The sequence below is a fragment of the Burkholderia sp. 4M9327F10 genome (genome assembly GCF_005503145.1).
Classification (GTDB): Bacteria; Pseudomonadota; Gammaproteobacteria; order Burkholderiales; family Burkholderiaceae; genus Paraburkholderia.
Genome location: NZ_SCNV01000058.1, coordinates 24,019 through 45,020 on the forward strand (window position 1 = coordinate 24,019; position 21,002 = coordinate 45,020).

The 21,002-nt window shown below is 63.6% G+C and carries 22 protein-coding genes; 17 read left to right on the plus strand and 5 right to left on the minus strand.

Annotated elements, in window-relative coordinates; translation table 11 throughout:
- The first annotated feature begins 153 nt into the window (after positions 1-153).
- The 12 genes from FFS45_RS33605 to iscX all read left to right on the plus strand — a co-directional run bounded on the left by FFS45_RS33605 (position 154) and on the right by iscX (position 9,869).
- Positions 154-876, plus strand: coding sequence for a (Fe-S)-binding protein (locus FFS45_RS33605; RefSeq protein ID WP_137958945.1), 723 nt, complete (start codon positions 154-156; stop codon positions 874-876).
- A gap of 124 nt (positions 877-1,000) precedes the next feature.
- Positions 1,001-2,413, plus strand: a complete 1,413-nt coding sequence (locus FFS45_RS33610; RefSeq protein ID WP_137958946.1) for a lactate utilization protein B — start codon at positions 1,001-1,003, stop codon at positions 2,411-2,413.
- Between the two features lie 150 nt (positions 2,414-2,563).
- Entirely contained in the window at positions 2,564-2,803 is a 240-nt protein-coding gene (locus FFS45_RS33615; RefSeq protein ID WP_137958947.1) for a hypothetical protein, read from the plus strand.
- Positions 2,804-3,005: 202 nt separating this feature from the next.
- Complete coding sequence (locus FFS45_RS33620; protein WP_137958948.1) at positions 3,006-3,503, plus strand: low molecular weight protein-tyrosine-phosphatase; 498 nt, start codon at positions 3,006-3,008, stop codon at positions 3,501-3,503.
- Between the two features lie 155 nt (positions 3,504-3,658).
- Complete coding sequence (gene iscR, locus FFS45_RS33625) at positions 3,659-4,189, plus strand: Fe-S cluster assembly transcriptional regulator IscR (RefSeq protein ID WP_137958949.1); 531 nt, start codon at positions 3,659-3,661, stop codon at positions 4,187-4,189.
- A gap of 65 nt (positions 4,190-4,254) precedes the next feature.
- Positions 4,255-5,478: an IscS subfamily cysteine desulfurase gene (locus FFS45_RS33630; protein ID WP_137958950.1), complete on the plus strand. Its 1,224-nt coding sequence runs from the start codon at positions 4,255-4,257 to the stop codon at positions 5,476-5,478.
- A gap of 89 nt (positions 5,479-5,567) precedes the next feature.
- Positions 5,568-5,984 (plus strand): Fe-S cluster assembly scaffold IscU, encoded by a 417-nt coding sequence (gene iscU, locus FFS45_RS33635; RefSeq protein WP_137958951.1) that lies wholly within the window; start codon positions 5,568-5,570, stop codon positions 5,982-5,984.
- 135 nt (positions 5,985-6,119) lie between these two features.
- Complete coding sequence (gene iscA / locus FFS45_RS33640; RefSeq protein WP_074264157.1) at positions 6,120-6,443, plus strand: iron-sulfur cluster assembly protein IscA; 324 nt, start codon at positions 6,120-6,122, stop codon at positions 6,441-6,443.
- A gap of 134 nt (positions 6,444-6,577) precedes the next feature.
- On the plus strand, positions 6,578-7,105 hold the full coding sequence (gene hscB / locus FFS45_RS33645) for a Fe-S protein assembly co-chaperone HscB (protein ID WP_137958953.1): 528 nt from the start codon (positions 6,578-6,580) through the stop codon (positions 7,103-7,105).
- Positions 7,106-7,259: 154 nt separating this feature from the next.
- The gene (gene hscA / locus FFS45_RS33650; RefSeq protein ID WP_137958954.1) at positions 7,260-9,131 is read left to right on the plus strand and encodes a Fe-S protein assembly chaperone HscA; all 1,872 of its coding nucleotides are present in this window, start codon (positions 7,260-7,262) and stop codon (positions 9,129-9,131) included.
- 183 nt (positions 9,132-9,314) lie between these two features.
- The gene (gene fdx, locus FFS45_RS33655) at positions 9,315-9,656 is read left to right on the plus strand and encodes an ISC system 2Fe-2S type ferredoxin (RefSeq protein WP_137958955.1); all 342 of its coding nucleotides are present in this window, start codon (positions 9,315-9,317) and stop codon (positions 9,654-9,656) included.
- Positions 9,657-9,671: 15 nt separating this feature from the next.
- The gene (gene iscX, locus FFS45_RS33660; RefSeq protein WP_074299870.1) at positions 9,672-9,869 is read left to right on the plus strand and encodes a Fe-S cluster assembly protein IscX; all 198 of its coding nucleotides are present in this window, start codon (positions 9,672-9,674) and stop codon (positions 9,867-9,869) included.
- Between the two features lie 111 nt (positions 9,870-9,980).
- Here the strand turns inward: iscX and FFS45_RS33665 are convergent, their stop codons facing one another.
- The 5 genes from FFS45_RS33665 to FFS45_RS33685 form a co-directional block, all read right to left on the minus strand.
- Positions 9,981-10,697: a glycine zipper 2TM domain-containing protein gene (locus FFS45_RS33665; RefSeq protein WP_137958956.1), complete on the minus strand. Its 717-nt coding sequence runs from the start codon at positions 10,695-10,697 to the stop codon at positions 9,981-9,983.
- Positions 10,698-11,068: 371 nt separating this feature from the next.
- Positions 11,069-12,595 (minus strand): lysine--tRNA ligase, encoded by a 1,527-nt coding sequence (gene lysS, locus FFS45_RS33670; protein WP_137958957.1) that lies wholly within the window; start codon positions 12,593-12,595, stop codon positions 11,069-11,071.
- Positions 12,596-12,752: 157 nt separating this feature from the next.
- Positions 12,753-13,857 (minus strand): peptide chain release factor 2 gene (gene prfB / locus FFS45_RS33675; RefSeq protein ID WP_137958958.1). Its coding sequence is split into 2 segments (ribosomal slippage): positions 12,753-13,775 and positions 13,777-13,857, totalling 1,104 coding nucleotides; the frame shifts between segments, so codons are not numbered across the junction.
- A gap of 146 nt (positions 13,858-14,003) precedes the next feature.
- Positions 14,004-15,710, minus strand: coding sequence for a single-stranded-DNA-specific exonuclease RecJ (recJ, locus tag FFS45_RS33680; RefSeq protein WP_137958959.1), 1,707 nt, complete (start codon positions 15,708-15,710; stop codon positions 14,004-14,006).
- A gap of 52 nt (positions 15,711-15,762) precedes the next feature.
- Positions 15,763-16,890, minus strand: coding sequence for a regulator (locus FFS45_RS33685; RefSeq protein ID WP_137958960.1), 1,128 nt, complete (start codon positions 16,888-16,890; stop codon positions 15,763-15,765).
- Between the two features lie 312 nt (positions 16,891-17,202).
- Here FFS45_RS33685 and FFS45_RS33690 point away from each other — a divergent pair, with 312 nt between their 5' ends.
- The 5 genes from FFS45_RS33690 (at position 17,203) to FFS45_RS33710 (ending at position 20,895) form a co-directional block, all read left to right on the plus strand.
- Positions 17,203-17,508 (plus strand): type II toxin-antitoxin system RelE/ParE family toxin, encoded by a 306-nt coding sequence (locus tag FFS45_RS33690; protein WP_137958961.1) that lies wholly within the window; start codon positions 17,203-17,205, stop codon positions 17,506-17,508.
- A gap of 3 nt (positions 17,509-17,511) precedes the next feature.
- On the plus strand, positions 17,512-17,811 hold the full coding sequence (locus FFS45_RS33695) for an addiction module antidote protein (protein WP_137958962.1): 300 nt from the start codon (positions 17,512-17,514) through the stop codon (positions 17,809-17,811).
- A gap of 279 nt (positions 17,812-18,090) precedes the next feature.
- On the plus strand, positions 18,091-19,347 hold the full coding sequence (locus tag FFS45_RS33700; RefSeq protein WP_137958963.1) for a lipoprotein-releasing ABC transporter permease subunit: 1,257 nt from the start codon (positions 18,091-18,093) through the stop codon (positions 19,345-19,347).
- The gene (lolD, locus tag FFS45_RS33705; RefSeq protein ID WP_137958964.1) at positions 19,340-20,080 is read left to right on the plus strand and encodes a lipoprotein-releasing ABC transporter ATP-binding protein LolD; all 741 of its coding nucleotides are present in this window, start codon (positions 19,340-19,342) and stop codon (positions 20,078-20,080) included. The genes FFS45_RS33700 and lolD overlap by 8 nt, the downstream gene beginning before the upstream one ends.
- A gap of 26 nt (positions 20,081-20,106) precedes the next feature.
- Positions 20,107-20,895 carry a TatD family hydrolase gene (locus FFS45_RS33710; protein WP_137958965.1) on the plus strand — a complete coding sequence of 263 codons (789 nt, stop codon included), beginning with the start codon at positions 20,107-20,109 and terminating at the stop codon, positions 20,893-20,895.
- Positions 20,896-21,002 lie beyond the last annotated feature (107 nt).

Genomic DNA, 21,002 nt, shown 5'->3' on the forward strand with positions numbered 1-21,002 from the left:
TTGTATATCGTATTGTGAAAAAAGCGAACGCTGTTGGAGGCTGGCTTCGAATCCGCTTGCAACGCTTCCGCGCCTTGCGGCCGGCGCGGCGTTTGCGTTGGTATTGTTCGGCAAACAGCGGATAATCAGGGACGTTTTCCCGAAGGAGCGCCCATGCGAGTCGGATTGTTCGTTACCTGCCTGATTGACCTGATGCGTCCCGAAATCGGTTTTTCGGTCATCAAGCTGATCGAGGCTGCCGGCTTCGAGGTGATCGTGCCGCCGGCCCAGACCTGCTGCGGGCAGCCCGCCTACAACTCCGGCGACCGCAGTCTCGCGCGCGATCTGGCCGAGAAGGCCATGCGTGAATTCGAGCAGTTCGATTACATCGTGGTGCCGTCAGGCTCGTGCGGCGGCATGATCCGCGTGCACTACGGCGACCTGTTCGGTAGCGACCCGGAAATGATGACCCGTTTCGGGCGCTTGCGTCCGAAGGTGTATGAACTGACCGACTTTCTCGTCAACGTCGCCAAGGTGCAGTTGCCGCCGGGCGAGTTCGCGGGGCCGGTCACGTACCACGACTCCTGCTCGGGGTTGCGCGAACTGGGCGTCAAGGCGCAGCCGCGCGCCTTGCTGGCGCAGGCGGGCGTGACAGTCACAGAGATGAAGAATTGCGAACACTGCTGCGGCTTCGGCGGTACGTTCGCACTCAAGTACGGCGATATCTCGACGGCGATCGTCGATGAAAAATGCGCGAACATCGGCGCGAGCGGGGCGGGCACGGTAGTGCTCGGCGACCTCGGCTGCATGCTCAATATCGAAGGCCGTTTGCGCCGCAAGGGCGACACCACCACGCGCGTGCTGCATATCGCGCAGGTGCTCGCCGGCGACGCATAAGACGTGTTTCAGCCGTCGTAGCGCAGCGATTGCAGCAAGCGGCGCGGCCCGCCGCATGTCGTGCCTGATCGTGCCGTCACGTGCCGTCACTCATTGAACCGCCAAGCGAATCGCAAAGGCTGCCATGCAAGTTCAAACAATGCAGTTCAAGGCGCGCGCTGGTCAGAATCTCGCTGACCAGCGTCTGCAGCAGAACCTCACCAAGCTGTCGACGAAGTTCGTCTCGGCCCGCGCCGCCGCGATCACGGCGATCGATTTCGCCGCGACCCGCGCCGCGCTCAAGGAGCGCCGCAATCGCGCGCTGGAAAACCTCGACGTGTGGCTCGAGACTTTCGAGCGCGAGGCGACCCGGCGCGGCGTCACGGTTCTGTTCGCGGAGACCACCCGGGAAGCGGCCCAGCTTGTCGCGGATATTGCGCGACGGCACGACGTGAAGAAGGTGATCAAGACCAAGTCAATGGTCACCGAGGAAATGGGCCTGAACGAAGTGCTCGGCCAGATGGGCGTGCAGTCGATCGAAACCGACCTCGGCGAATACATTCTTCAGATCAACGACAACGAACCGCCGAGCCATATCATCGCGCCGGTCGTCCACAAGGATAAGGACGAGATCGCCGACCTGTTCGCGAAAACGCACCAGCGCCCGCGCCTGACCGAGATTCCGGAGATGACCCGCGAGGCGCGCGAGGTGTTGCGCCCGCATTTCATGACGGCGGATATGGGGGTGACCGGCGGCAACTTCCTCGTGGCCCAGACCGGCTCGGTCGCGCTCGTCACCAACGAGGGTAACGAGGGCATGTGCACGGTGATGCCGCGGGTGCACGTCGCGGTGACCGGCATCGAGAAAGTGCTGCCGACGCTCGAAGACCTCGCGACCGCGATGCGCCTGTTGCCGCGCTCGGCGACCGGTCAAGCGACTTCGAATTACTTTTCTGTGCTGACCGGCCCGCGTGGCCCGGGCGATCAGGACGGTCCGGAGCATATGTATGTGGTGCTGGTCGACGGCGGCCGCACGGGGCTGATCGGCGGCGACTTCCAGGAGATGCTGCGCTGTATCCGCTGCGGCGCCTGCATGAACCACTGCCCGGTGTATCAGAAGGTCGGCGGCCATGCCTATGGCTGGGTCTATCCAGGGCCGATGGGCTCGGTCCTGACGCCGAGCTATGTCGGGATCGACAACGCGATCGATCTGCCCCAGGCCGCCACGCTGTGCGGCGAATGCGATAGCGTCTGTCCAGTCGGCATTCCCTTGTCGGGTCTGCTGCGCAAGTTGCGCGAAAAGCAGGTCGAGCGGCGCCTGCGGCCGTGGCGCGAGCGGGCGGGGCTGGCGCTATGGGGCTTCCTTGCACTGCACCCGGACGCTTACGCGCTGTTCACCAAGCTGGCGGTGCGCATCCTCGAGCGAATGGGCGGACGTCATCGCGCGATTGCGCGGCTGCCGCTCGCGGCCGGCTGGACCCATACGCGCGACATGCCGGCGCCGGTCGGGCGTACGTTCCGCGAGCTGTACGCTGCGCAGCGCAGTCATCTCGGCTGAGTGCGCTGGGTTTTTCGAGACACTGTTCTCTCCCAAGCAACGCTGTATCTCGCCAGGGTGGGTTTTTCCCGATTGATTCGTTCTATATCATTTCGACTAGGCATAGTGGGCCACAAGCTCCGGATGCCTCAATCGGAAGAGAGCGACATCATGAGAAAGACAATATCGATGTATTGGCCGTTGGCCGTGTTTGTGCCGCTCGCAGCGGCAGCTTACCTGTATGTGAGTGGCGTGGCCGCGTCGGGCGCCGCGCAGACCCCGCTTGGCGCGGATCAGCTTACGGCGGAACTGGCGCGAACGGTTTCGTATGGCCTGGTTGGCAACGATCACGCGCTGCCGGTCAAGCCTGTGCGTGCGGTTGCATCGCTGCAGCCGGCCGAAGCATCCTGAAGGCCGGTCGGATTTCCTGACCATGACCGGCCGGTGGCGCATGTCTGTAGTCGCGGCTGCGCGGTGGATCGCAGCGCCGGATGCAGTGATGGCCCCCGCGCCCATGCTGCCGTGCGCGCGCCCGGCGAGATTCTCCCCATCTTTGTATAATCGCGGCACCGCTGGCTAACCCCATCCGGATGCCGCGCATCCAGAGCTTTTGATGAAAACCATCTCCATCTGTTTTGTCTGTCTAGGGAACATCTGCCGTTCCCCGACCGCGGAAGGGGTGATGCGGCATCAGGTAGGCGAGGCAAAGCTGGATCAGCGCATTACGGTCGATTCGGCCGGCACTGGCGACTGGCATATCGGCGCTGCGCCTGATGAGCGCGCCCAGCGTGCCGCGGCGCTGCGCGGCTACGATCTGTCCGGGCTGCGCGGCCGCCAGATTGGCCTGGCAGACTTCGAGCGCTTCGATCTGCTGATCGCCATGGACGACGCCAACGTCGCCGCATTGCGCCGGATCTGTCCGCCGGCTCAGCGCGACAAGATTCGTCTGCTGATGGAGTTCGTGCCCGAAGGCGACAGCCGTTGGGCGGGCGAGCGGCAAGTGGCCGATCCGTATTTCGGCGGCGCCGCAGGTTTTGAGCAGGTGCTCGATCAGTGCGAGGCAGCGTGCCGGGGGCTGATCGCGGCGTTGCACCCGCAACTGGTGCCTTGAGCGCACCGTGGACCGTCTCCAGGTGTCTGTCCGGCGGGCTGCGGAACCGGCCGTTTAATTAAGCAAATGACCCAAATCGCGATAGGGATACTTGACTAATTTGCTCATGTATTTATACTTGAGCAAACTTGTCGAGAATTGCGATCCCCAACATCATGAGACTCACCACGAAAGGCCGTTTCGCCGTCACGGCGATGATTGACCTGGCTCTGCGCCAGGAGCAGGGCCCGGTGACGCTTGCGGGTATCAGCCAGCGCCAGCATATTTCCCTGTCCTACCTCGAGCAGTTGTTCGGCAAGCTGCGCCGCCATGAGATCGTGGAGTCGGTCCGCGGGCCTGGCGGCGGCTACAATCTGGCCCGCCGCGCCGAGGATGTGACCGTCGCGGACATCATCATCGCCGTGGACGAGCCGCTCGACGCCACCCAATGCGGCGGCAAGGGCACCTGCGAAGGCACCAAACAGCACGACGGCCACTGCATGACGCACGAGCTGTGGTCCACCCTGAACCAGAAGATGGTCGAGTACCTGGATTCGGTCTCGCTGAAGGATCTGGTCGACCAGCAACGCTCGCGCGAAGGCGCGCCGGCCGTGCTGCGCGACCGCCGCAACGAGGCGCCGGCGGCGGAACCCGCCCGGGTCGTGCCGCGCGGGCCGAATTCCGTTTTCAACATGGCCGGTTCATAGAGCGCTGCAAGTCAGGCGAACTTGAAACCCAGAAGCCAGAGCAATGATGTCCCCCGGAGCGATTCATGAATAACGACATTCCCCACCTGCCCATTTACATGGACTACAGCGCCACGACCCCGGTCGATCCGCGCGTGGTGGACAAGATGATTCCGTACCTGCGCGAGCAGTTCGGCAACCCGGCATCGCGCAGCCACTCGTATGGCTGGGATGCGGAGCGTGCGGTGGAAGAAGCGCGCGAGAACGTCGCTGCGCTGGTGAACGCCGACCCGCGCGAAATCATCTGGACCTCGGGTGCAACGGAGTCGGACAACCTGGCTATCAAGGGTGCGGCGCACTTCTACAAGAGCAAGGGCAAGCACATCATCACGGTGAAGACCGAGCATAAGGCTGTGCTCGACACCTGCCGCGAACTCGAGCGCGAAGGCTTCGAAGTCACGTATCTGGACGTCAAGGAAGACGGCCTGATCGACCTGGAGGTGTTCAAGGCCGCGCTGCGCCCGGACACGATCCTGGTGTCGGTGATGTCGGTGAACAACGAGATCGGCGTGATCCAGGACATCGAGGCGATTGGCGAGATTACCCGCGAAAAGGGCATCATTTTCCACGTCGACGCCGCTCAGGCGACCGGCAAGGTGGAGATCGACCTGCAAAAGCTGAAGGTCGACCTGATGTCGTTCTCGGCCCACAAGACGTATGGCCCGAAGGGCATCGGCGCGCTGTATGTGCGCCGCAAGCCGCGTATCCGTATTGAAGCGCAGATGCACGGCGGCGGTCACGAGCGCGGCATGCGTTCGGGCACGCTGGCCACGCACCAGATCGTCGGCATGGGCGAAGCGTTCCGCATTGCGCGCGAAGAAATGGCAACGGAGAACGAGCGCATCCGCATGCTGCGCGACCGTCTGCTGCGCGGCCTGCAGGACATGGAAGAAACCTACGTGAACGGCGACATGGAAAAGCGTGTGCCGCACAACCTGAACATCAGCTTCAATTTCGTCGAAGGCGAGTCGCTGATCATGGCCGTGAAGGATGTCGCCGTGTCGTCGGGTTCGGCGTGCACGTCGGCGTCGCTGGAACCGTCGTACGTGCTGCGCGCCCTTGGCCGCAACGACGAACTGGCGCACAGCTCGATCCGCTTCACGGTGGGCCGTTTCACGACGGAGCAGGACGTCGATTACGTGATCAACCTGCTGAAGACCAAGATCTCGAAGCTGCGCGATCTGTCGCCGCTGTGGGAAATGTACAAGGACGGGATCGATATTTCGACGATCCAGTGGGCGGCGCACTAATCGGGCGGACTGCGAAGTCTGACTGCGACACCACACTGGGCGAAACATCGCATCCGAATGCAGGTTGAAACGAATCAAGGAGTGTAATCATGGCTTATAGCGACAAGGTTCTGGACCATTACGAAAATCCGCGCAACGTTGGTTCCTTCGCCAAGGACGACGACGCAGTCGGTACCGGCATGGTCGGCGCGCCGGCTTGCGGCGACGTGATGAAGCTGCAGATCCGCGTGGGCGCGGACGGCATCATCGAAGACGCGAAGTTCAAGACCTATGGCTGCGGTTCGGCCATTGCCTCGAGCTCGCTCGTCACCGAATGGGTGAAGGGCAAGACGCTCGATCAGGCCATGGAAATCAAGAACACGCACATCGCCGAAGAACTGGCGCTGCCGCCGGTCAAGATCCACTGCTCGATCCTCGCGGAAGACGCGATCAAGGCAGCCGTGGCTGACTACAAGCAGCGTCACGGCGAAACCGCGGAAGCGGGCGAAAAGCAACAGGTCGCCTGAAGCGCAGTTCAAAGCGCGAATGAAGCAGGGCAGCGGGCAACGCAGCATGAGTGTGCAGCCCGGCATGAACGATATTGAATGCAGGCAGGGCGGCAGCGCGCATGAAACATGCAGCGCTGCCCAATGAGAAACGCTATGGCAATTACGTTGACCGAGAAGGCAGCAAATCACGTCCAGAAATTCCTGACCCGGCGCGGCAAGGGTGTCGGGCTGCGTCTGGGCGTGCGCACGACCGGATGCTCGGGCTTGGCCTACAAGCTCGAATACGTGGACGAACTCGCGCCTGAAGATCAGGTGTTCGAGTGCAACGGCGTCAAGATCATTGTCGACCCTAAGAGCCTCGCCTATATCGACGGCACGGAACTCGACTTCGCACGTGAAGGGCTGAACGAAGGCTTCAAGTTCAACAACCCGAATGTGAAAGACGAGTGCGGCTGCGGCGAATCCTTCCGCGTCTGAGTGGTTTGAGTCCGCGCGAAGCGGAAAAAAGGCGGCGCGGGCCGCCTTTTTAATTTGCCGTACCCTATGTCGCATTTTGTTTTGCCTCTGAAACTGCAAGCCAGAAGCGCTTTTTGAACGGATCACATCATTCGATGGCCTCGCTGAACGATAGCCACTTCGACCTGTTCGACCTGCCGGCGCAATATGCGCTCGACGCCGGTGCGCTCGATCATGCGTATCGCACGGTGCAGTCGCAGGTTCACCCCGATCGCTTCGCGGCAGCGGGCGATGCGCAAAAGCGCATTGCCATGCAATGGGCAACGCGCACGAACGAGGCGTATCAGACCCTGCGCGATCCGTTAAAGCGGGCGACCTATCTGTTGTCGCTGCGCGGCATCGATGTCGGCGCGGAGAACAACACAGCGATGGAGCCGGCGTTCCTGATGCAGCAGATGGAGTGGCGCGAAGGCATCGAAGACGCGGCGGCGGCGAAGAATGTCGACGCGCTCGATGCCTTGCTTGCCGAATTGCGCGAAGAGGAACGGGTGCGCTTTACGAAACTCGGCGCGCTGCTCGATAGCGGCGCGAACCAGGCAGCGGGCGAGGCGGTGCGTCAGTTGATGTTTATCGAGCGTGTGGCGGCGGAAATCGGCACGCAGATCGAGCGGCTCGACAACTGAGGCGAACGAATGCAAGCCAAACCGGAGCCGCGAACTTAAGGCGCGAATCCAGGACCGAAGCAGATCCGGACGCCACGACCGCAAGCCGTAGCCTTCAACCCAGCAACGCGAACCATTCAGGACGGGGCCGAACGATCCCCGAAGAAGATCTCAGATGGCTTTACTGCAAATCTCCGAACCAGGCATGGCGCCCGCGCCGCATCAGCGGCGTCTCGCGGTCGGTATCGATCTCGGCACCACCAATTCCCTCGTTGCCGCCGTCCGTAGCGGCGTGCCCGACGTGCTGCCCGACGAGGACGGCCACGTGCTGCTGCCGTCGGTGGTGCGCTATCTGGAGAAGGGCGGCCGCCGCATCGGCCGTACCGCCAAGGCGGAAGCGGCGAGCGATCCGCGTAATACGATCGTCTCGGTCAAGCGCTTCATGGGCCGCGGCAAGAGCGAAGTCGAGGGGGCCGAAAACGCCCCGTACGATTTCATCGACGCGCCGGGCATGGTGCAGATCCGCACCGTTGACGGCGTGAAGAGTCCGGTCGAAGTGTCGGCGGAAATTCTCGCCACCTTGCGGCAGCGCGCGGAAGATACGCTTGGCGACGACCTGGTCGGCGCCGTGATCACCGTGCCGGCCTATTTCGACGAAGCCCAGCGCCAGGCCACCAAGGACGCGGCGCGTCTGGCCGGCCTGAACGTGCTGCGCCTGCTCAACGAGCCGACGGCGGCGGCGATTGCCTATGGCCTCGACAACGGCTCCGAAGGCCTCTACGCCGTGTATGACCTCGGCGGCGGCACCTTCGACCTGTCGATCCTCAAGCTCACCAAGGGCGTGTTCGAAGTGCTCGCGGCGGGCGGCGATTCGGCGCTCGGCGGCGACGACTTCGATCACGCGCTCTACCGTCATGTGCTCGAGCAGGCCGGCGTCGCGCCGCAGGCGCTGGCTCCCGAAGACGTGCGGATGCTGCTCGACAGCGTACGCGTGGCCAAGGAGGCGCTCTCGGATGCGCCACTGGCAACCCTGCAGGCGACCCTCTCGAACGGCGCCAGGCTCGATCTGGCAATCGACGAGGGCACGTTTGAAGCGATCACGCAGGCACTCGTGCAGCGCACGCTTGGACCGACCAAGAAGGCGCTGCGCGACGCCAAGGTGACGACGAAAGAAATCAAGGGTGTGGTGCTGGTGGGCGGGGCGACCCGCATGCCGGTGATCCGCCGCGCGGTCGAGGCGTTCTTCGGCCAGCCGCCGCTGACCAATCTCAACCCGGACCAGGTGGTTGCGCTCGGCGCGGCGATCCAGGCCGACCTGCTGGCCGGCAACCGCGGCGCCGACGGCGACGACTGGCTGCTGCTCGACGTTATCCCGCTGTCGCTCGGGGTGGAGACGATGGGCGGTCTGACCGAGAAGATCATTCCGCGCAACTCGACCATTCCGGTCGCCCGCGCGCAGGACTTCACGACCTTCAAGGACGGCCAGACTGCGATGGCGATTCACGTCGTGCAGGGCGAACGCGAACTGGTGGCGGACTGCCGCTCGCTCGCGCGCTTCGAGTTGCGCGGCATTCCGCCGATGGCGGCCGGCGCGGCGCGCATTCGTGTGACCTATCAGGTCGACGCGGACGGCCTGCTGTCGGTGTTCGCCCGCGAGCAGCTTTCGGGCGTGGAGGCGTCGGTGGTGGTGAAGCCGTCGTATGGCCTTGCCGATGACGACATCGCCAGAATGCTCGAAGACAGCTTCAATACCGCCGAAGTCGATATGCGCGCCCGCGCGCTGCGCGAGGCGCAAGTCGAGGCGCAACGGCTGATCGAAGCCACGGACGCGGCGCTCGCGGCCGATGCCGAATTGCTCGACGAAGCCGAGCGCGCTGAACTCGACGCGCTGCTTGCGGCCTTGCGTCAGGTGGCGCAAAGCGATGACGCGGACGCGATCGAAGCGGCTACGAAGACGCTCGCCGAAGGCACCGACGAATTCGCCGCCCGCCGCATGAACAAGGGCATTCGCCGCGCGTTGGCGGGCCGCAAACTCGACGATATCTGAGCAAGCGGCGGGGCGGGGTAGCACAGGCGGTCCCGATTGCAACGGGCATGCCCAATGAAAGCCGCTCCAGCAGCCTTGCCCCTCGACGACTCACGTGACGCGTGTCAAAAACGCGCGCGTCACCAGTAAAATGACACGGAGCCAGTTCGCCGGCGGCCGTGCCCCAGACCTAACGGAAATCGTATGCCTCAAATCGTTGTGCTGCCCCATATCGAACTGTGCCCCGAAGGCGCGGTGATCGATGCTGTGCCGGGCAAGAGCATCTGCGACAATCTGCTGGAACACGGCATTGAAATCGAGCACGCCTGCGAGAAATCGTGTGCGTGCACGACCTGCCACGTCGTCGTGCGCGAGGGTTTCAATGCGCTCACGCCGTCTGAAGAAGACGAGGACGATCTGCTCGACAAGGCGTGGGGTCTGGAACCCGAGTCGCGCCTGTCGTGCCAGGCGATGGTGCCGGCCGACCAGGATCTGGTCGTTGAAATCCCGCGTTACTCGATCAACCACGCGAAGGAAAATCACTAACAGGAGCGCGCAGCCATGAAGTGGACCGACACGCAAGACATTGCGATGGCCCTCACCGACAAGCACCCGGAAGTGGACCCGCAGCAGATCCGCTTCACCGATCTGCACCGTTGGGTGACGGAGCTGGAAGGCTTCGACGACGATCCGAACCGGTCGAACGAGAAGATTCTCGAAGCGATCCAGGCCGCATGGATCGAGGATGCGGATTATTGAGCAGGGCAGGGCTTGAACGGCTCTGAAAAGCAAAAAGGCGATTCCGGTGGAATCGCCTTTTTGCTTGGTGCGCCGTATGGTCTGGTATGCCTTCGCTTCGCTAATCTCGGCTTAGCCCGCGACGAGCGTGCCGTTCTCGATTCGAACGTGCTCGCCTTGCTGGAACGGCGGCGCTTCGTGGTACGTGAAGTAGCGGTTCTTGCCGCTTTCCATGCGCACGTGGACCGAGTAAGCGGTGGTGCTGCGCAGATGCTTTTCGACCGAGTTGCCGGCAAAGCCGCCGCCGACCGCGCCTAGCACCGTCATCGCGGCGCGCCCTGTGCCGCCGCCGAACTGGTTGCCGATCAGACCGCCGGCCACCGCACCGCCCACTGCGCCGATACCGGTGCCATGACCTTCCTGACGGACTTCCGAGATCGCCACTATGGTGCCGCAGCTAGCGCAATAGGCCGGCTGAGGGGCTGGCTGCTGTGCATACTGGGCCGGTTGAGCCGGTGGCTGCTGCGCGTATTGCGGCTGTGCGGGGACCGGCGCCGTCGGGGCAGGCTGTGCTTGGGCTTGTGCCTGAGTCTGTGGCTGAGGCGCCTGCGACTGCTGTTGCTGCGTGTAGGTATTCGGATTGGCCGGAGCCGCCGAATCGACCACCGCCGCTTGCGAGGCGACCTGCGCGGCCTGGGTCTGGTCCGTTTGCGCGCCGCTGCTCGACGCCTTCGGGAACAGGCCCGTGACGGCGGCCGTAGCCGCGAGGCTGGCAATGATGACTGCACCTGCCGCGGTTGCGACAAGCGGGTGAATCCGGCGTGGTTGCGTGTTGTCTGAATTGTTCATATTGACCTCCGTCTGGAGCAGAGTCGAATTGGTTTTTTCAAGACAAAGTGTCTGACAGTTCGATTCGCGCCGGGTTTCAATTTGTAACCAGTTCTGTAGCGTTCGCTGATATGCGGGCAGCGAGGGCGTGGCGAGGGTGGCTTGAACCCTGATTTCGTGAGCCTGTGACAGCATCGGGCCCCAACATTGGGCATCTTGCCCTGAGAGTCTTTTACCGATAGTTACAAACTGTCAGCCAGCGCGACCCGTCAGGAAGGCGCATGCCATGCGGATCGCCTCGCGTTGGCCGCCGGAATGAAAAACGCCCGGCGGTGAGCCGGGCGTCGGGTTCTGCTGGCAGATCTCGCCGTGGATCGGCGCGATCAGCACGCTCAGTCTTCGCGGCGCAGATGCGGGAACAGGATCACGTCGCGAATGCTCGGGCTGTCGGTCAGCAGCATGACCAGACGGTCGATGCCGATGCCGCAACCGCCTGCCGGCGGCATGCCGTACTCGAGCGCGCGGATGTAGTCGGCGTCGTAGAACATCGCTTCCTCGTCGCCCGCGTCCTTCTGGTCGACCTGCTTCTTGAAGCGCGCGGCCTGGTCTTCCGGATCGTTCAGCTCGGAGAAGCCATTGGCGATTTCACGGCCCGTGATAAACAGCTCGAAACGCTCGGTGATGCCCGCGACCTTGTCCGAGGCGCGCGCGAGCGGCGACACTTCGATCGGGTAGTCGATGATGTAGGTCGGTTCCCACAGTTGCGATTCGGCGGTTTCTTCGAAGAGCGCCAGTTGCAGCGCGCCCACGCCGGCGTTCAGGAACTGCGGCTGCGACGCGTCCACACCGAACTTCTTCAGTTCGGGGCGCAGGAACGCGGCGTCGGCCAGTTGCGCGTCGGTGTATTGCGGCGCGTACTTCTGGATGGCCTGGGTGATCGTCAGACGGTGGAACGGCTTCGCCAGATCCAGTTCGCGGCCCTGATAGCTGATCGTCGCGGTGCCGAGCGCGTCAATCGCGGCCTGGCGGATCAACTGTTCCGTGAAGTCCATCAGCCACTGGTAATCGGTGTAGGCCGCGTAGAACTCGATCATCGTGAATTCCGGATTGTGGCGCACCGAAACGCCCTCGTTACGGAAATTCCGGTTAATCTCGAACACACGCTCGAAGCCGCCCACCACCAGGCGCTTCAGGTACAGTTCCGGCGCGATGCGCAGGAACATCTGCATATCGAGCGCGTTGTGATGCGTGACGAACGGCTTCGCAGCGGCACCACCCGGGATCGGGTGCAGCATCGGCGTTTCGACTTCCATGAAGTCGGCTTCGGCCATGAACTTGCGGATCGACGACATGGCCTTGGTGCGCGCCACGAAGGTCTTGCGCGTTTCCGGCGTGACGATCAGGTCGACGTAACGCTGGCGGTACTTCATTTCCTGGTCGGCGAGGCCGTGGAACTTGTCCGGCAGCGGGCGCAGCGACTTCGACAGCAGGCGCAGCTCGGTACAACGCACCGAGAGTTCGCCCTTGTTGGTGCGGAACAGCACGCCACGCGCGGCGACGATATCGCCCATGTCCCACTTCTTGAACGCGTCGTAGGTTTCCTGGCCGACGTCCGCGGGCGTGATGAAGAACTGGATCTGACCCGAACCGTCGCGCACGGTCGCAAAGCTCGCCTTGCCCATCACGCGCTTCAACATCATCCGGCCGGCCACCGCAACTTCGAGCGGATTCGCTTCGAGCGTGTCCTTATCGGTTTCGGCGTATTGCGTCTGCAGGTCTTCCGCGTGATGCGTGGGGCGGAAGTCGTTCGGATAGGCGACGCCCTGTTCACGCAGCTCGCGCAGCTTTTCGCGGCGCTCGGCGATGATCTTGTTTTCGTCCCCCTCGGGCGCGGCGTTCGTCTGGATCGGTTCGGTCATGATGAGTCGGTGTTCGGAGTGGCCTGCATGCGGGTGGGCCGCATGGGGTTGCCTGCTGCTCGACGTTGGGACTGCGTGCGGCAGGCGCTTGAAAGATGCGGCGCGGCAAACCATGCCGCGCCGGCGCGCTAAATTGCGTCTGTTACTCGCGTCGCTCTTAGATGCCCTGTTTCAGGCTGGCGCTGATGAACGGGTCGAGGTCGCCATCGAGCACGCTCTTGGTATTGCTGATTTCGACGTTGGTACGCAGATCCTTGATGCGGCTGTTGTCCAGCACGTACGAGCGGATCTGGTGACCCCAGCCCACATCGGTCTTGCCGGCTTCGAGCTTGTCCTGCTCGGCCTGACGCTTGCGGATTTCCGCTTCGTACAGGCGCGATTTCAGCATGGCCATGGCTTCGGCGCGGTTGCGGTGCTGCGAGCGGTCGTTCTGGCACTGCACGACGATGCCCGACGGCATGTGCGTAATCCGCACAGCGGAGTCGGTCTTGTTGATGTGCTGACCGCCCGCGCCGGACGCGCGGTACGTGTCGATGCGCAGATCGGCCGGGTTGATGTCCACTTCGATCGAGTCGTCGATTTCCGGGTACACGAACACCGACGAGAACGACGTATGGCGGCCGCCCGACGAATCGAACGGCGACTTGCGCACGAGGCGGTGCACGCCGGTTTCGGTGCGCAGGAAGCCGTAGGCGTATTCGCCTTCGATCTTGAGCGTAGCGTTCTTGATGCCCGCGACGTCGCCGTCGGTCTGTTCCAGCACTTCGGTCTTGAAGCCCTTGCGCTCGCAGTAGCGCAGGTACTGGCGCAGCAGCATCGAGGCCCAGTCGCACGCTTCCGTGCCGCCGGCGCCTGCCTGGATGTCGAGGAACGCGTTGTTCGGGTCGGCCGGGTTCGAGAACATCCGGCGGAATTCGATGTCGGCGACGCGTTGCTCGAGGCCGGCTGCGTCGCTTTCGCAGGCGAGGAGCGTGTCCTCGTCATCTTCTTCGCGCGCCATGCCGAACAGGTCCTGCGCATCGCGCAGGTCGTTGTCGAGCGAGGTGAGTTTGCCGACGACGTCGTCGAGCAGCTTTTTCTCCCGGCCAAGGGCCTGGGCGTGCTTCGAGTCGTTCCAGACGTTCGGGTCTTCGAGTTCCCGGTTGACCTCGATTAGACGCAGTGCTTTGTCGTCGTAGTCAAAGATACCCCCGTAGCTCGCCCGCGCGATGGCGCAGGTCGGCCAGAGAGGCTTCGATCGCGTTGAGACGTTCCGCTTCCATGTCGATCTTTTATAGCTTCGTAAAAAGGGGAAATTATAGCCGATCGAGGCTGCCCGCCGGAGGCTAATGCGCGTTTCCGGTGGGCGTTTGGGACGGTTTTGTGGCGAATTTGCGCGGTTTTGGGGGCGTTGAGGGGTGATACGCCTTTAGCTCAGCGCGTGCTCCACGATCAGCTGCACGCGCGAAACGCCATTCCACGTGTCGCTCGCAAGACGGTAGGCGATCGTGGTGCGCGCGGGCAGCGAATCCGTGTGATTGAACCAGATTGCGTTGAAACGCTGCCGGCCGCGCAGCAGTTGCAGCTTCAGGTGCTTGTCTTTTACCAGCGCCTGGGAGGCCACCTCGAATTCACCCGAGAATACCGGCGCAGGAAAGCCCTGACCCCACACCGCGGCATCGAGCATCTCGACGAATTGCGGCGTGAAATAGGCTTCTTCCAGGTCGCCATCGGTTTCGACCACGCGGGCGAGCGCGTCCTCGGACAGCCACTCGCGGCCCACCGCTTCAAACGCGGCGGTGAAACGCGGCACATCCGCGGCAGCGAGTGTCATGCCTGCCGCCATGGCGTGGCCGCCAAACTTGACGATCAGGCCGGGTTCGCGTTTCGAGATCAGATCGAGCGCATCGCGCAGATGGAAGCCCGGGATCGAACGGCCTGAGCCTTTGGCGAGCACGCCGCTTTCGTCGGCTGGGGCAAAGGTGAAGGCGGGGCGGTGGAATTTTTCCTTCAGCCGTCCCGCGACAATGCCGATCACGCCTTGATGCCAGCCCGCATTGAACAGCACGATGGTGGCCGAGCCGGCCGGATCGACCGTCGACAGGTCCTCGAGCGCCTGTTGCTGCATGCCCGCTTCGATCTCGCGCCGTTCGCGGTTGATCGAATCGAGCTGCTGCGCGAGCTCCCACGCGCGGCCGATATCGTCGGTGGTCAGGCATTCGATGCCGAGCGACATGTCCGAGAGCCGGCCTGCCGCATTCAGCCGCGGGCCGAGCGCAAAGCCGAGATCGAAGCCGGAGGCGCTGCGCGCATCGCGCGCCGCAGCGCGAAACAGTGCGGCGATGCCCGGCTGCATCTTGCCCTTGCGAATCCGCTGCAAACCTTGCGCGACCAGCACGCGATTGTTGCCGTCGAGCTTGACGACGTCGGCCACCGTGCCGAGCGCGACCAGATCGAGCAGGCCATCCAGACGCGGCTCGGGCCGTGCGTCGTCGAAGGCGTTGCGCCGCCGCAGTTCGGCACGCAACGCAAGCAGCACGTAGAACATCACGCCCACGCCGGCGATGCATTTGCTCGGAAAGCCGCAGCCCGGCTGATTCGGATTGACGATCGCGCGTGCGGCGGGCAGCTCGTCGCCGGGCAGGTGGTGGTCGGTGACGAGCACATCGATGCCGAGGCCGTTGGCTGCTTCCACGCCGTCCACGCTGGCAATGCCGTTATCCACGGTGATCAGCAGATCGGGCTTGCCGGACGGATTGCGCGCCGCTAGCGCGACGATCTCCGGTGTGAGGCCGTAGCCATATTCGAAGCGGTTCGGCACCAGGTACTCGATCTGCGCGCCGAACATCCGCAAGCCGCGCACCGCTACCGCGCAGGCGGTGGCGCCGTCGCAGTCGTAGTCCGCGACCACCAGCATGCGGCGCTTGCCTTCGATCGAATCGGCCAGCAGCACGGCGGCGTCTTCGCAGCCCTTCAACTGGGCCGGCGACACCAGGCGCGCGAGACCGGTTTCGATCTCCTCCGGCTGACAGACGCCGCGCGCCGCGTAAAGGCGGGCCAGCACCGGATGCAGGCCATGACGGGTCAACACTTCGGCGTCGACGGGGGAACAGGCGCGCGTAACGATTCGAGTCATGCAGAAAGGCCGGAGAACATGCTGTGGAACGGTAATCGGGTGATGGGCTGAATCATTCGATCAGAAGCGACGCCAGCACACGGCGCCGCCAGAACTTGCGCAGATCGCCGCGCGTAATCGTGAGCGTTACCGAGCCGGTGTCGCCGCATAGCGTGAGGCCGAGCTCGTTGAGCTGGCCCGATTGCAGGGCGGCGAGCGCGGGCGCTAACCAGCCGGTCTCGAGCGCGGCAAACGCCGCATTCCAGCGGCCCCAGTCCTGCTCGATGTAGGGCGCGGAAAACGGGTCGAGCTCGACGAGCGTCGTGGCGGCGGGTCCGTTGGCGCTGTTTGCGCCATTGCCGGCACCGAGCCCATTTGAGGCCAGCTCCGCAAACGAAGCCGGTGGCGTGCCGATCCCGACGCCGGCGGTAAGCGCGAGGCCGCGCGTGGCCGCTGCGTCCGACAATACTCGGCCAAACGGGCTGCTGACCGGTTGGGCCGCGCCTTGCGCGTGGAACCAGATGGAGTTGACCGCTGGCAGCCCGCGCGCTTCACGCGCCTCGTTGACCGGATGCTCGAACCATGCCATCTGCACTTCGTTCTGCAGCTTCATCCACGCCCGCGAGCGCTGGCCCGTGTGCGCCTCGTGCGGCAGCCAGATTTCGATGTTGCGGCCGCTCGCGCGCAGCGGCGAAGCGCCGGCCAGGGTGCCGAAGGCGTCGCTCGCGAGGTACCAGCGCGACGGCTGGGGCGCCTCGATGCGCACACCGAGTTCTTCGATCAGCGGCCGCGCGACTTCGAGCAGCGTGGCGGCTTCAGCGTCCGTCAGCGCGAGCGAGGCCGGGTCGATCAGCACCAGATGATCGTGCGCGATGCGCACGTGCACCGGCTGCACGCAGGCCCAGGTCGAGGTGCCGGGCTCGCCGCCGTCGGCACGCAGCATGTAGGGGGCGAGCGGCGCTTCGTCGGCCGCCCCGGCGCCGCTCGCGACGGTGCCGAACTGGCGGGCCACCCAGCGCTCATGTGGCAGCGTGCGCTGGAAGTCCTCGCCGATCACCCGCTCGACCAGCGTCGCCCGCGCGACCAGCCTGTCGAGGGCGGGACTTTCGATGTTGTGCAGCGCGGTGGAGGCGTCGGCCGCGGCGGGCAGCGCGAAGGGTAGAAGAAGGTGGAGACGGTTGGCGTGCATGATGCTCGGCATTGTATGGCAAACCATGCAGGTGTTTCGATTCAGGACGTTGAGCGATTAGGAGAAAGGCCTGGCGGCTTGCTGCCGTCCACCGTCTCTAAAGCTTGGGCTGTGGTTGCACCTATGCCGATCGGAGTAGTTTCGCGCGCACCGGCTCCGGTGGAGAATTGACCTCCAGAGGATCAGACATTCTGATCGCACGCTTCGAACCGCATTGCCCCGTAACTTGCATCGTCCGGATGCGATTGTTGACGGCTGCGGGCCCACCATAACTGGTCGTTGACTGTGAACCACAGTTGACGTCATGTGAACCATGGACTACACTTGATAACGCTTGATATCCGAACAACTGAGGTTTTCGACGTCTGGTTCGACGGCCTTCGTGACCGAATCGCGAAGCGCCGGATACAGGCCCGCATTGACCGGCTGGCCATGGGCAATCCGGGAGATACGAAATCGGCTGGCGCGCCCGTTATTGAAATGCGCATTGACCATGGACCTGGCTACCGTGTCTATTACGCGCAGCGTGGCGTGGAACTGGTGATTCTGCTGTGTGGTGGCGACAAATCGACCCAGAAGGCGGATATCGAAGCGGCGCACAAGATGCTCGACAATCTCGATATAGAGTGAGTAATGGAAAAGATCAAAACACGTCCTTGGGACTCGGCCGAACACCTGAAGACTGAGGCTGACATGGCCGAATACTTCGAAGCCTGCCTTCTCGAAGGCGGCGACGATCCGGCCTATCTCGCGCACGCGCTTGGCGTGATCGCACGTGCGCGCGGCATGGCGCAACTTGCTCGCGATACCGGCATCTCGCGCGAGGGGCTTTACAAGGCGCTCTCTGAAGACGGTAACCCTAGCTTCGCGACGATCATCAAGGTGATCCGGGCACTCGGCCTTGAATTGCACGCCACTGCGGCGCGCGCGTAGGGCCAGCAACGCTTTGCGGAGGTTCTCTGCGTTGTATGGCAAACTTCGCGCTTGACCGATGGTAGATGGGCCGCGGCGCGGATTCGCCGAGTGGAAGCGGTACCAGCCGTGCAGCTGCAGCAGTTTGCGTACCGCTCCGGAACCATCCGCCCCGATCCGACACCAACGGTCACGACCCTCGGAGCTTATGGGGCGCGGGATTGCCGCCGCCATGCGCTGCGCAAACGGTCGCATGACGAGGCCGCCGCACGAGGTTGAAGAACGCAGAAAAGGATTCGCTTGAAATTTCCCTACGAATGGCAGATTGGCTGGCGCTACACCCGCGCCGGCAAACGCACGACCGGTAACGGCTTTATTTCGTTCATCGCGCTCGTTTCGATGTCGGGCATCGCGCTCGGCGTCGCGGCGCTGATCGTCGTGCTGTCGGTGATGAACGGTTTCCAGAAAGAGGTGCGCGACCGCATGCTGTCGGTGCTGGCGCACGTTGAGATTTTTTCGCCGACCGGTTCGATGCCCGACTGGCAGTTGACGGCCAAGGAAGCGCGGCAGAACAAGGAAGTGATCGGCGCGGCGCCTTATGTCGACGCCCAGGCGTTGCTGACCCGCCAGGACGCCGTGAGCGGCGTGGCGCTGCGCGGTGTCGACCCGGCACTCGAGCCGCAGGTGTCCGATATCTATAAGGAAATGAAGGGCGGCGGCCAGTTGTCCGATCTGAAGCCGGGCGATTTCGGCATCGTCCTCGGTGCGGATCTGGCTGCGAATCTCGGCGTAATGCGCGGCGACAAGATCACGCTGGTGGCGCCCGAAGGCACGATCACGCCTGCCGGGATGCTGCCGCGCCTCAAGCAGTTCACCGTGGTTGGCGTGTTCGAGTCGGGGCATTACGAATACGACAGCACGCTCGCGCTCATCAACATTCAGGATGCGGAAGTGCTGTTCCGGGTGCCGGCGCCCACCGGCGTGCGGTTGCGGCTCAAGGACATGCAGCGTGCGCCGGAGGTGGCGCACCAGCTGGCGCGCACGCTCTCGGGCGATCTGTATATCCGCGACTGGACCCAGCAGAACAAGACATGGTTCTCGGCCGTGCAGATCGAAAAGCGCATGATGTTCATCATCCTGACGCTGATCATCGCCGTAGCGGCGTTTAACCTGGTGTCGTCACTGGTGATGACGGTGACCAACAAGCAGGCGGATATCGCAATTCTGCGCACGCTCGGCGCACAGCCCGGCTCGATCATGAAAATCTTCGTCGTGCAGGGCGTGACTATTGGCTTTATCGGCACGGCGACGGGTGTGGCGCTCGGCTGCCTGATTGCCTGGAGCATTCCATGGCTCGTGCCGATGATCGAGCATCTGCTCGGTGTGCAGTTCCTGCCGCCGTCGGTGTATTTCATCAGCGAGCTGCCGTCCGAACTGGTGCCCGGCGACGTGGTCAAGATCGGTGTGATCGCGTTCGTGCTGGCGTCGCTGGCGACGCTCTATCCGAGCTGGCGTGGTGCGAAGGTCCGTCCTGCGGAGGCGCTGCGCTATGAATGATCGTTCAGTTGCCCAATCCATGACCCCAGACAGCGCCCTGCATCCGTACGTCCTCGAAGCGACCGGTATCTCGAAGTCGTTCGTGCAGGGCGGCCTGAACGTGCAGGTGCTGAACAACACACAACTGTCGGTGCGCCGCGGCGAGAAGCTGGCGATCGTCGGCGCATCGGGCTCGGGCAAGAGCACGCTTCTGCACGTGCTGGGCGGCCTCGACGATCCGAGCGCGGGCGAAGTGTCGGTGCTCGGCAAGCCGTTCACGAAACTCTCGGAGCGCGAGCGCAACGACCTGCGCAACCGCGCACTCGGCTTCGTCTATCAGTTTCACCATCTGCTGGCGGAATTTACCGCGCTCGATAACGTCGCGATGCCGCTGCGCATCCGTCGCATCCCGACCGACGAAGCGCGCCGCACTGCGCTGCAGACGCTGGAGCGAGTCGGTCTTGCGCATCGCGCGAAGCACCGTCCGGGTGAGCTGTCGGGTGGTGAGCGCCAGCGCGTCGCGATTGCGCGGGCGCTCGTTACGAACCCGGCCTGCGTGCTGGCGGACGAGCCCACCGGCAATCTGGACGGCGGTACGGCCGACACGGTGTTCAACCTGATGCTCGAACTGTCGCAGACCTTCGACACCAGCTTCGTCATCGTCACGCACGACCCGGATCTGGCAGCGCGCTGCGACCGTACCATGCGGCTGCGCGACGGCGTGCTGTACGAAGAGCCGACGGTTCCGGTCTAAGCGTCGTTCACCGCCGGGGCGCCAGCATGTGGATCGATACGCACTGCCATCTCGACGCGTCGGAATTCGACGTGGATCGGGAGTCCGTCGCGGCGGCCGCGAGCGCAGTTGGGGTGGGGCGTATCGTGATTCCAGGTGTGGCGCGCGAGAACTTCGCCACGGTGCGTGAGCTCGCGCATCGCGTGCAGGGCGGGGCGTACGCACTCGGAATTCATCCGCTTTTCACACCCGGTGCACAGGACGCCGATCTCGAGGTGCTGCGCATGGAGATCGAAGCGAGTCTCGACGATCCGCTCTTTATTGGTCTCGGTGAAATCGGCCTCGACTATTTCGTGGCTGGCCTCGACGACGCGCGCCAGCAGTTCTTCTACAACGAGCAGTTGAAGCTCGCGCGTGAATTCGATCTGCCGGTGATTTGCCATGTGCGCAAATCGCAGGATCAGGTGCTCAAGGGCCTGCGCAAGCATGGCGTGCATCGCGGCATTGCCCATGCCTTCAACGGCAGTTTTCAGCAGGCCCAGGCGTTTCTCGATCAGGGCATGCATCTCGGTTTCGGCGGCAACCTGACGTTCGAGCGCGCCTTGCAGATCCGCCGTCTCGCGGCGCAATTGCCACTCGATGCGCTTGTCGTCGAGACCGATGCGCCGGATATCCCCCCGTCCTGGCTTTACCGCCAACGCAACACGCCAGACCAGATTCCCGCCATCGGCGCCGGGCTCGCGCAACTGCGCGGCATCGGCGTAGACGAGCTTTCCATAGGCACAACGGCTAACGCTCACGCCGCGTTGCCGCGGCTCGCACTTTCGTCTGCATAATCTTCCTCAGTGGTTCGCGCCGGGCGGAGCACACGTGCGGCAAGCCGTCTGAAATGCCTTTCTGACTGTGTCCAATTGCGATGCCTGGCGCTTGACAGGCGGAGGGG

Coding starts and splice junctions, on each gene's coding strand:
- FFS45_RS33710 (WP_137958965.1), top strand. CDS start 20,107: ATGTGGATCGATACGCACTGCCATCTCGACGCGTCGGAATTCGACGTG.
- hscA (WP_137958954.1), top strand. CDS start 7,260: ATGGCTTTACTGCAAATCTCCGAACCAGGCATGGCGCCCGCGCCGCAT.
- iscA (WP_074264157.1), top strand. CDS start 6,120: ATGGCAATTACGTTGACCGAGAAGGCAGCAAATCACGTCCAGAAATTC.
- iscX (WP_074299870.1), top strand. CDS start 9,672: ATGAAGTGGACCGACACGCAAGACATTGCGATGGCCCTCACCGACAAG.
- FFS45_RS33685 (WP_137958960.1), bottom strand. CDS start 16,890: ATGCCGAGCATCATGCACGCCAACCGTCTCCACCTTCTTCTACCCTTC.
- lolD (WP_137958964.1), top strand. CDS start 19,340: ATGAATGATCGTTCAGTTGCCCAATCCATGACCCCAGACAGCGCCCTG.
- lysS (WP_137958957.1), bottom strand. CDS start 12,595: ATGACCGAACCGATCCAGACGAACGCCGCGCCCGAGGGGGACGAAAAC.
- FFS45_RS33610 (WP_137958946.1), top strand. CDS start 1,001: ATGCAAGTTCAAACAATGCAGTTCAAGGCGCGCGCTGGTCAGAATCTC.
- FFS45_RS33605 (WP_137958945.1), top strand. CDS start 154: ATGCGAGTCGGATTGTTCGTTACCTGCCTGATTGACCTGATGCGTCCC.
- FFS45_RS33630 (WP_137958950.1), top strand. CDS start 4,255: ATGAATAACGACATTCCCCACCTGCCCATTTACATGGACTACAGCGCC.
- iscR (WP_137958949.1), top strand. CDS start 3,659: ATGAGACTCACCACGAAAGGCCGTTTCGCCGTCACGGCGATGATTGAC.
- iscU (WP_137958951.1), top strand. CDS start 5,568: ATGGCTTATAGCGACAAGGTTCTGGACCATTACGAAAATCCGCGCAAC.
- FFS45_RS33615 (WP_137958947.1), top strand. CDS start 2,564: ATGAGAAAGACAATATCGATGTATTGGCCGTTGGCCGTGTTTGTGCCG.
- hscB (WP_137958953.1), top strand. CDS start 6,578: ATGGCCTCGCTGAACGATAGCCACTTCGACCTGTTCGACCTGCCGGCG.
- fdx (WP_137958955.1), top strand. CDS start 9,315: ATGCCTCAAATCGTTGTGCTGCCCCATATCGAACTGTGCCCCGAAGGC.
- recJ (WP_137958959.1), bottom strand. CDS start 15,710: ATGACTCGAATCGTTACGCGCGCCTGTTCCCCCGTCGACGCCGAAGTG.
- FFS45_RS33695 (WP_137958962.1), top strand. CDS start 17,512: ATGGAAAAGATCAAAACACGTCCTTGGGACTCGGCCGAACACCTGAAG.
- FFS45_RS33620 (WP_137958948.1), top strand. CDS start 3,006: ATGAAAACCATCTCCATCTGTTTTGTCTGTCTAGGGAACATCTGCCGT.
- FFS45_RS33665 (WP_137958956.1), bottom strand. CDS start 10,697: ATGAACAATTCAGACAACACGCAACCACGCCGGATTCACCCGCTTGTC.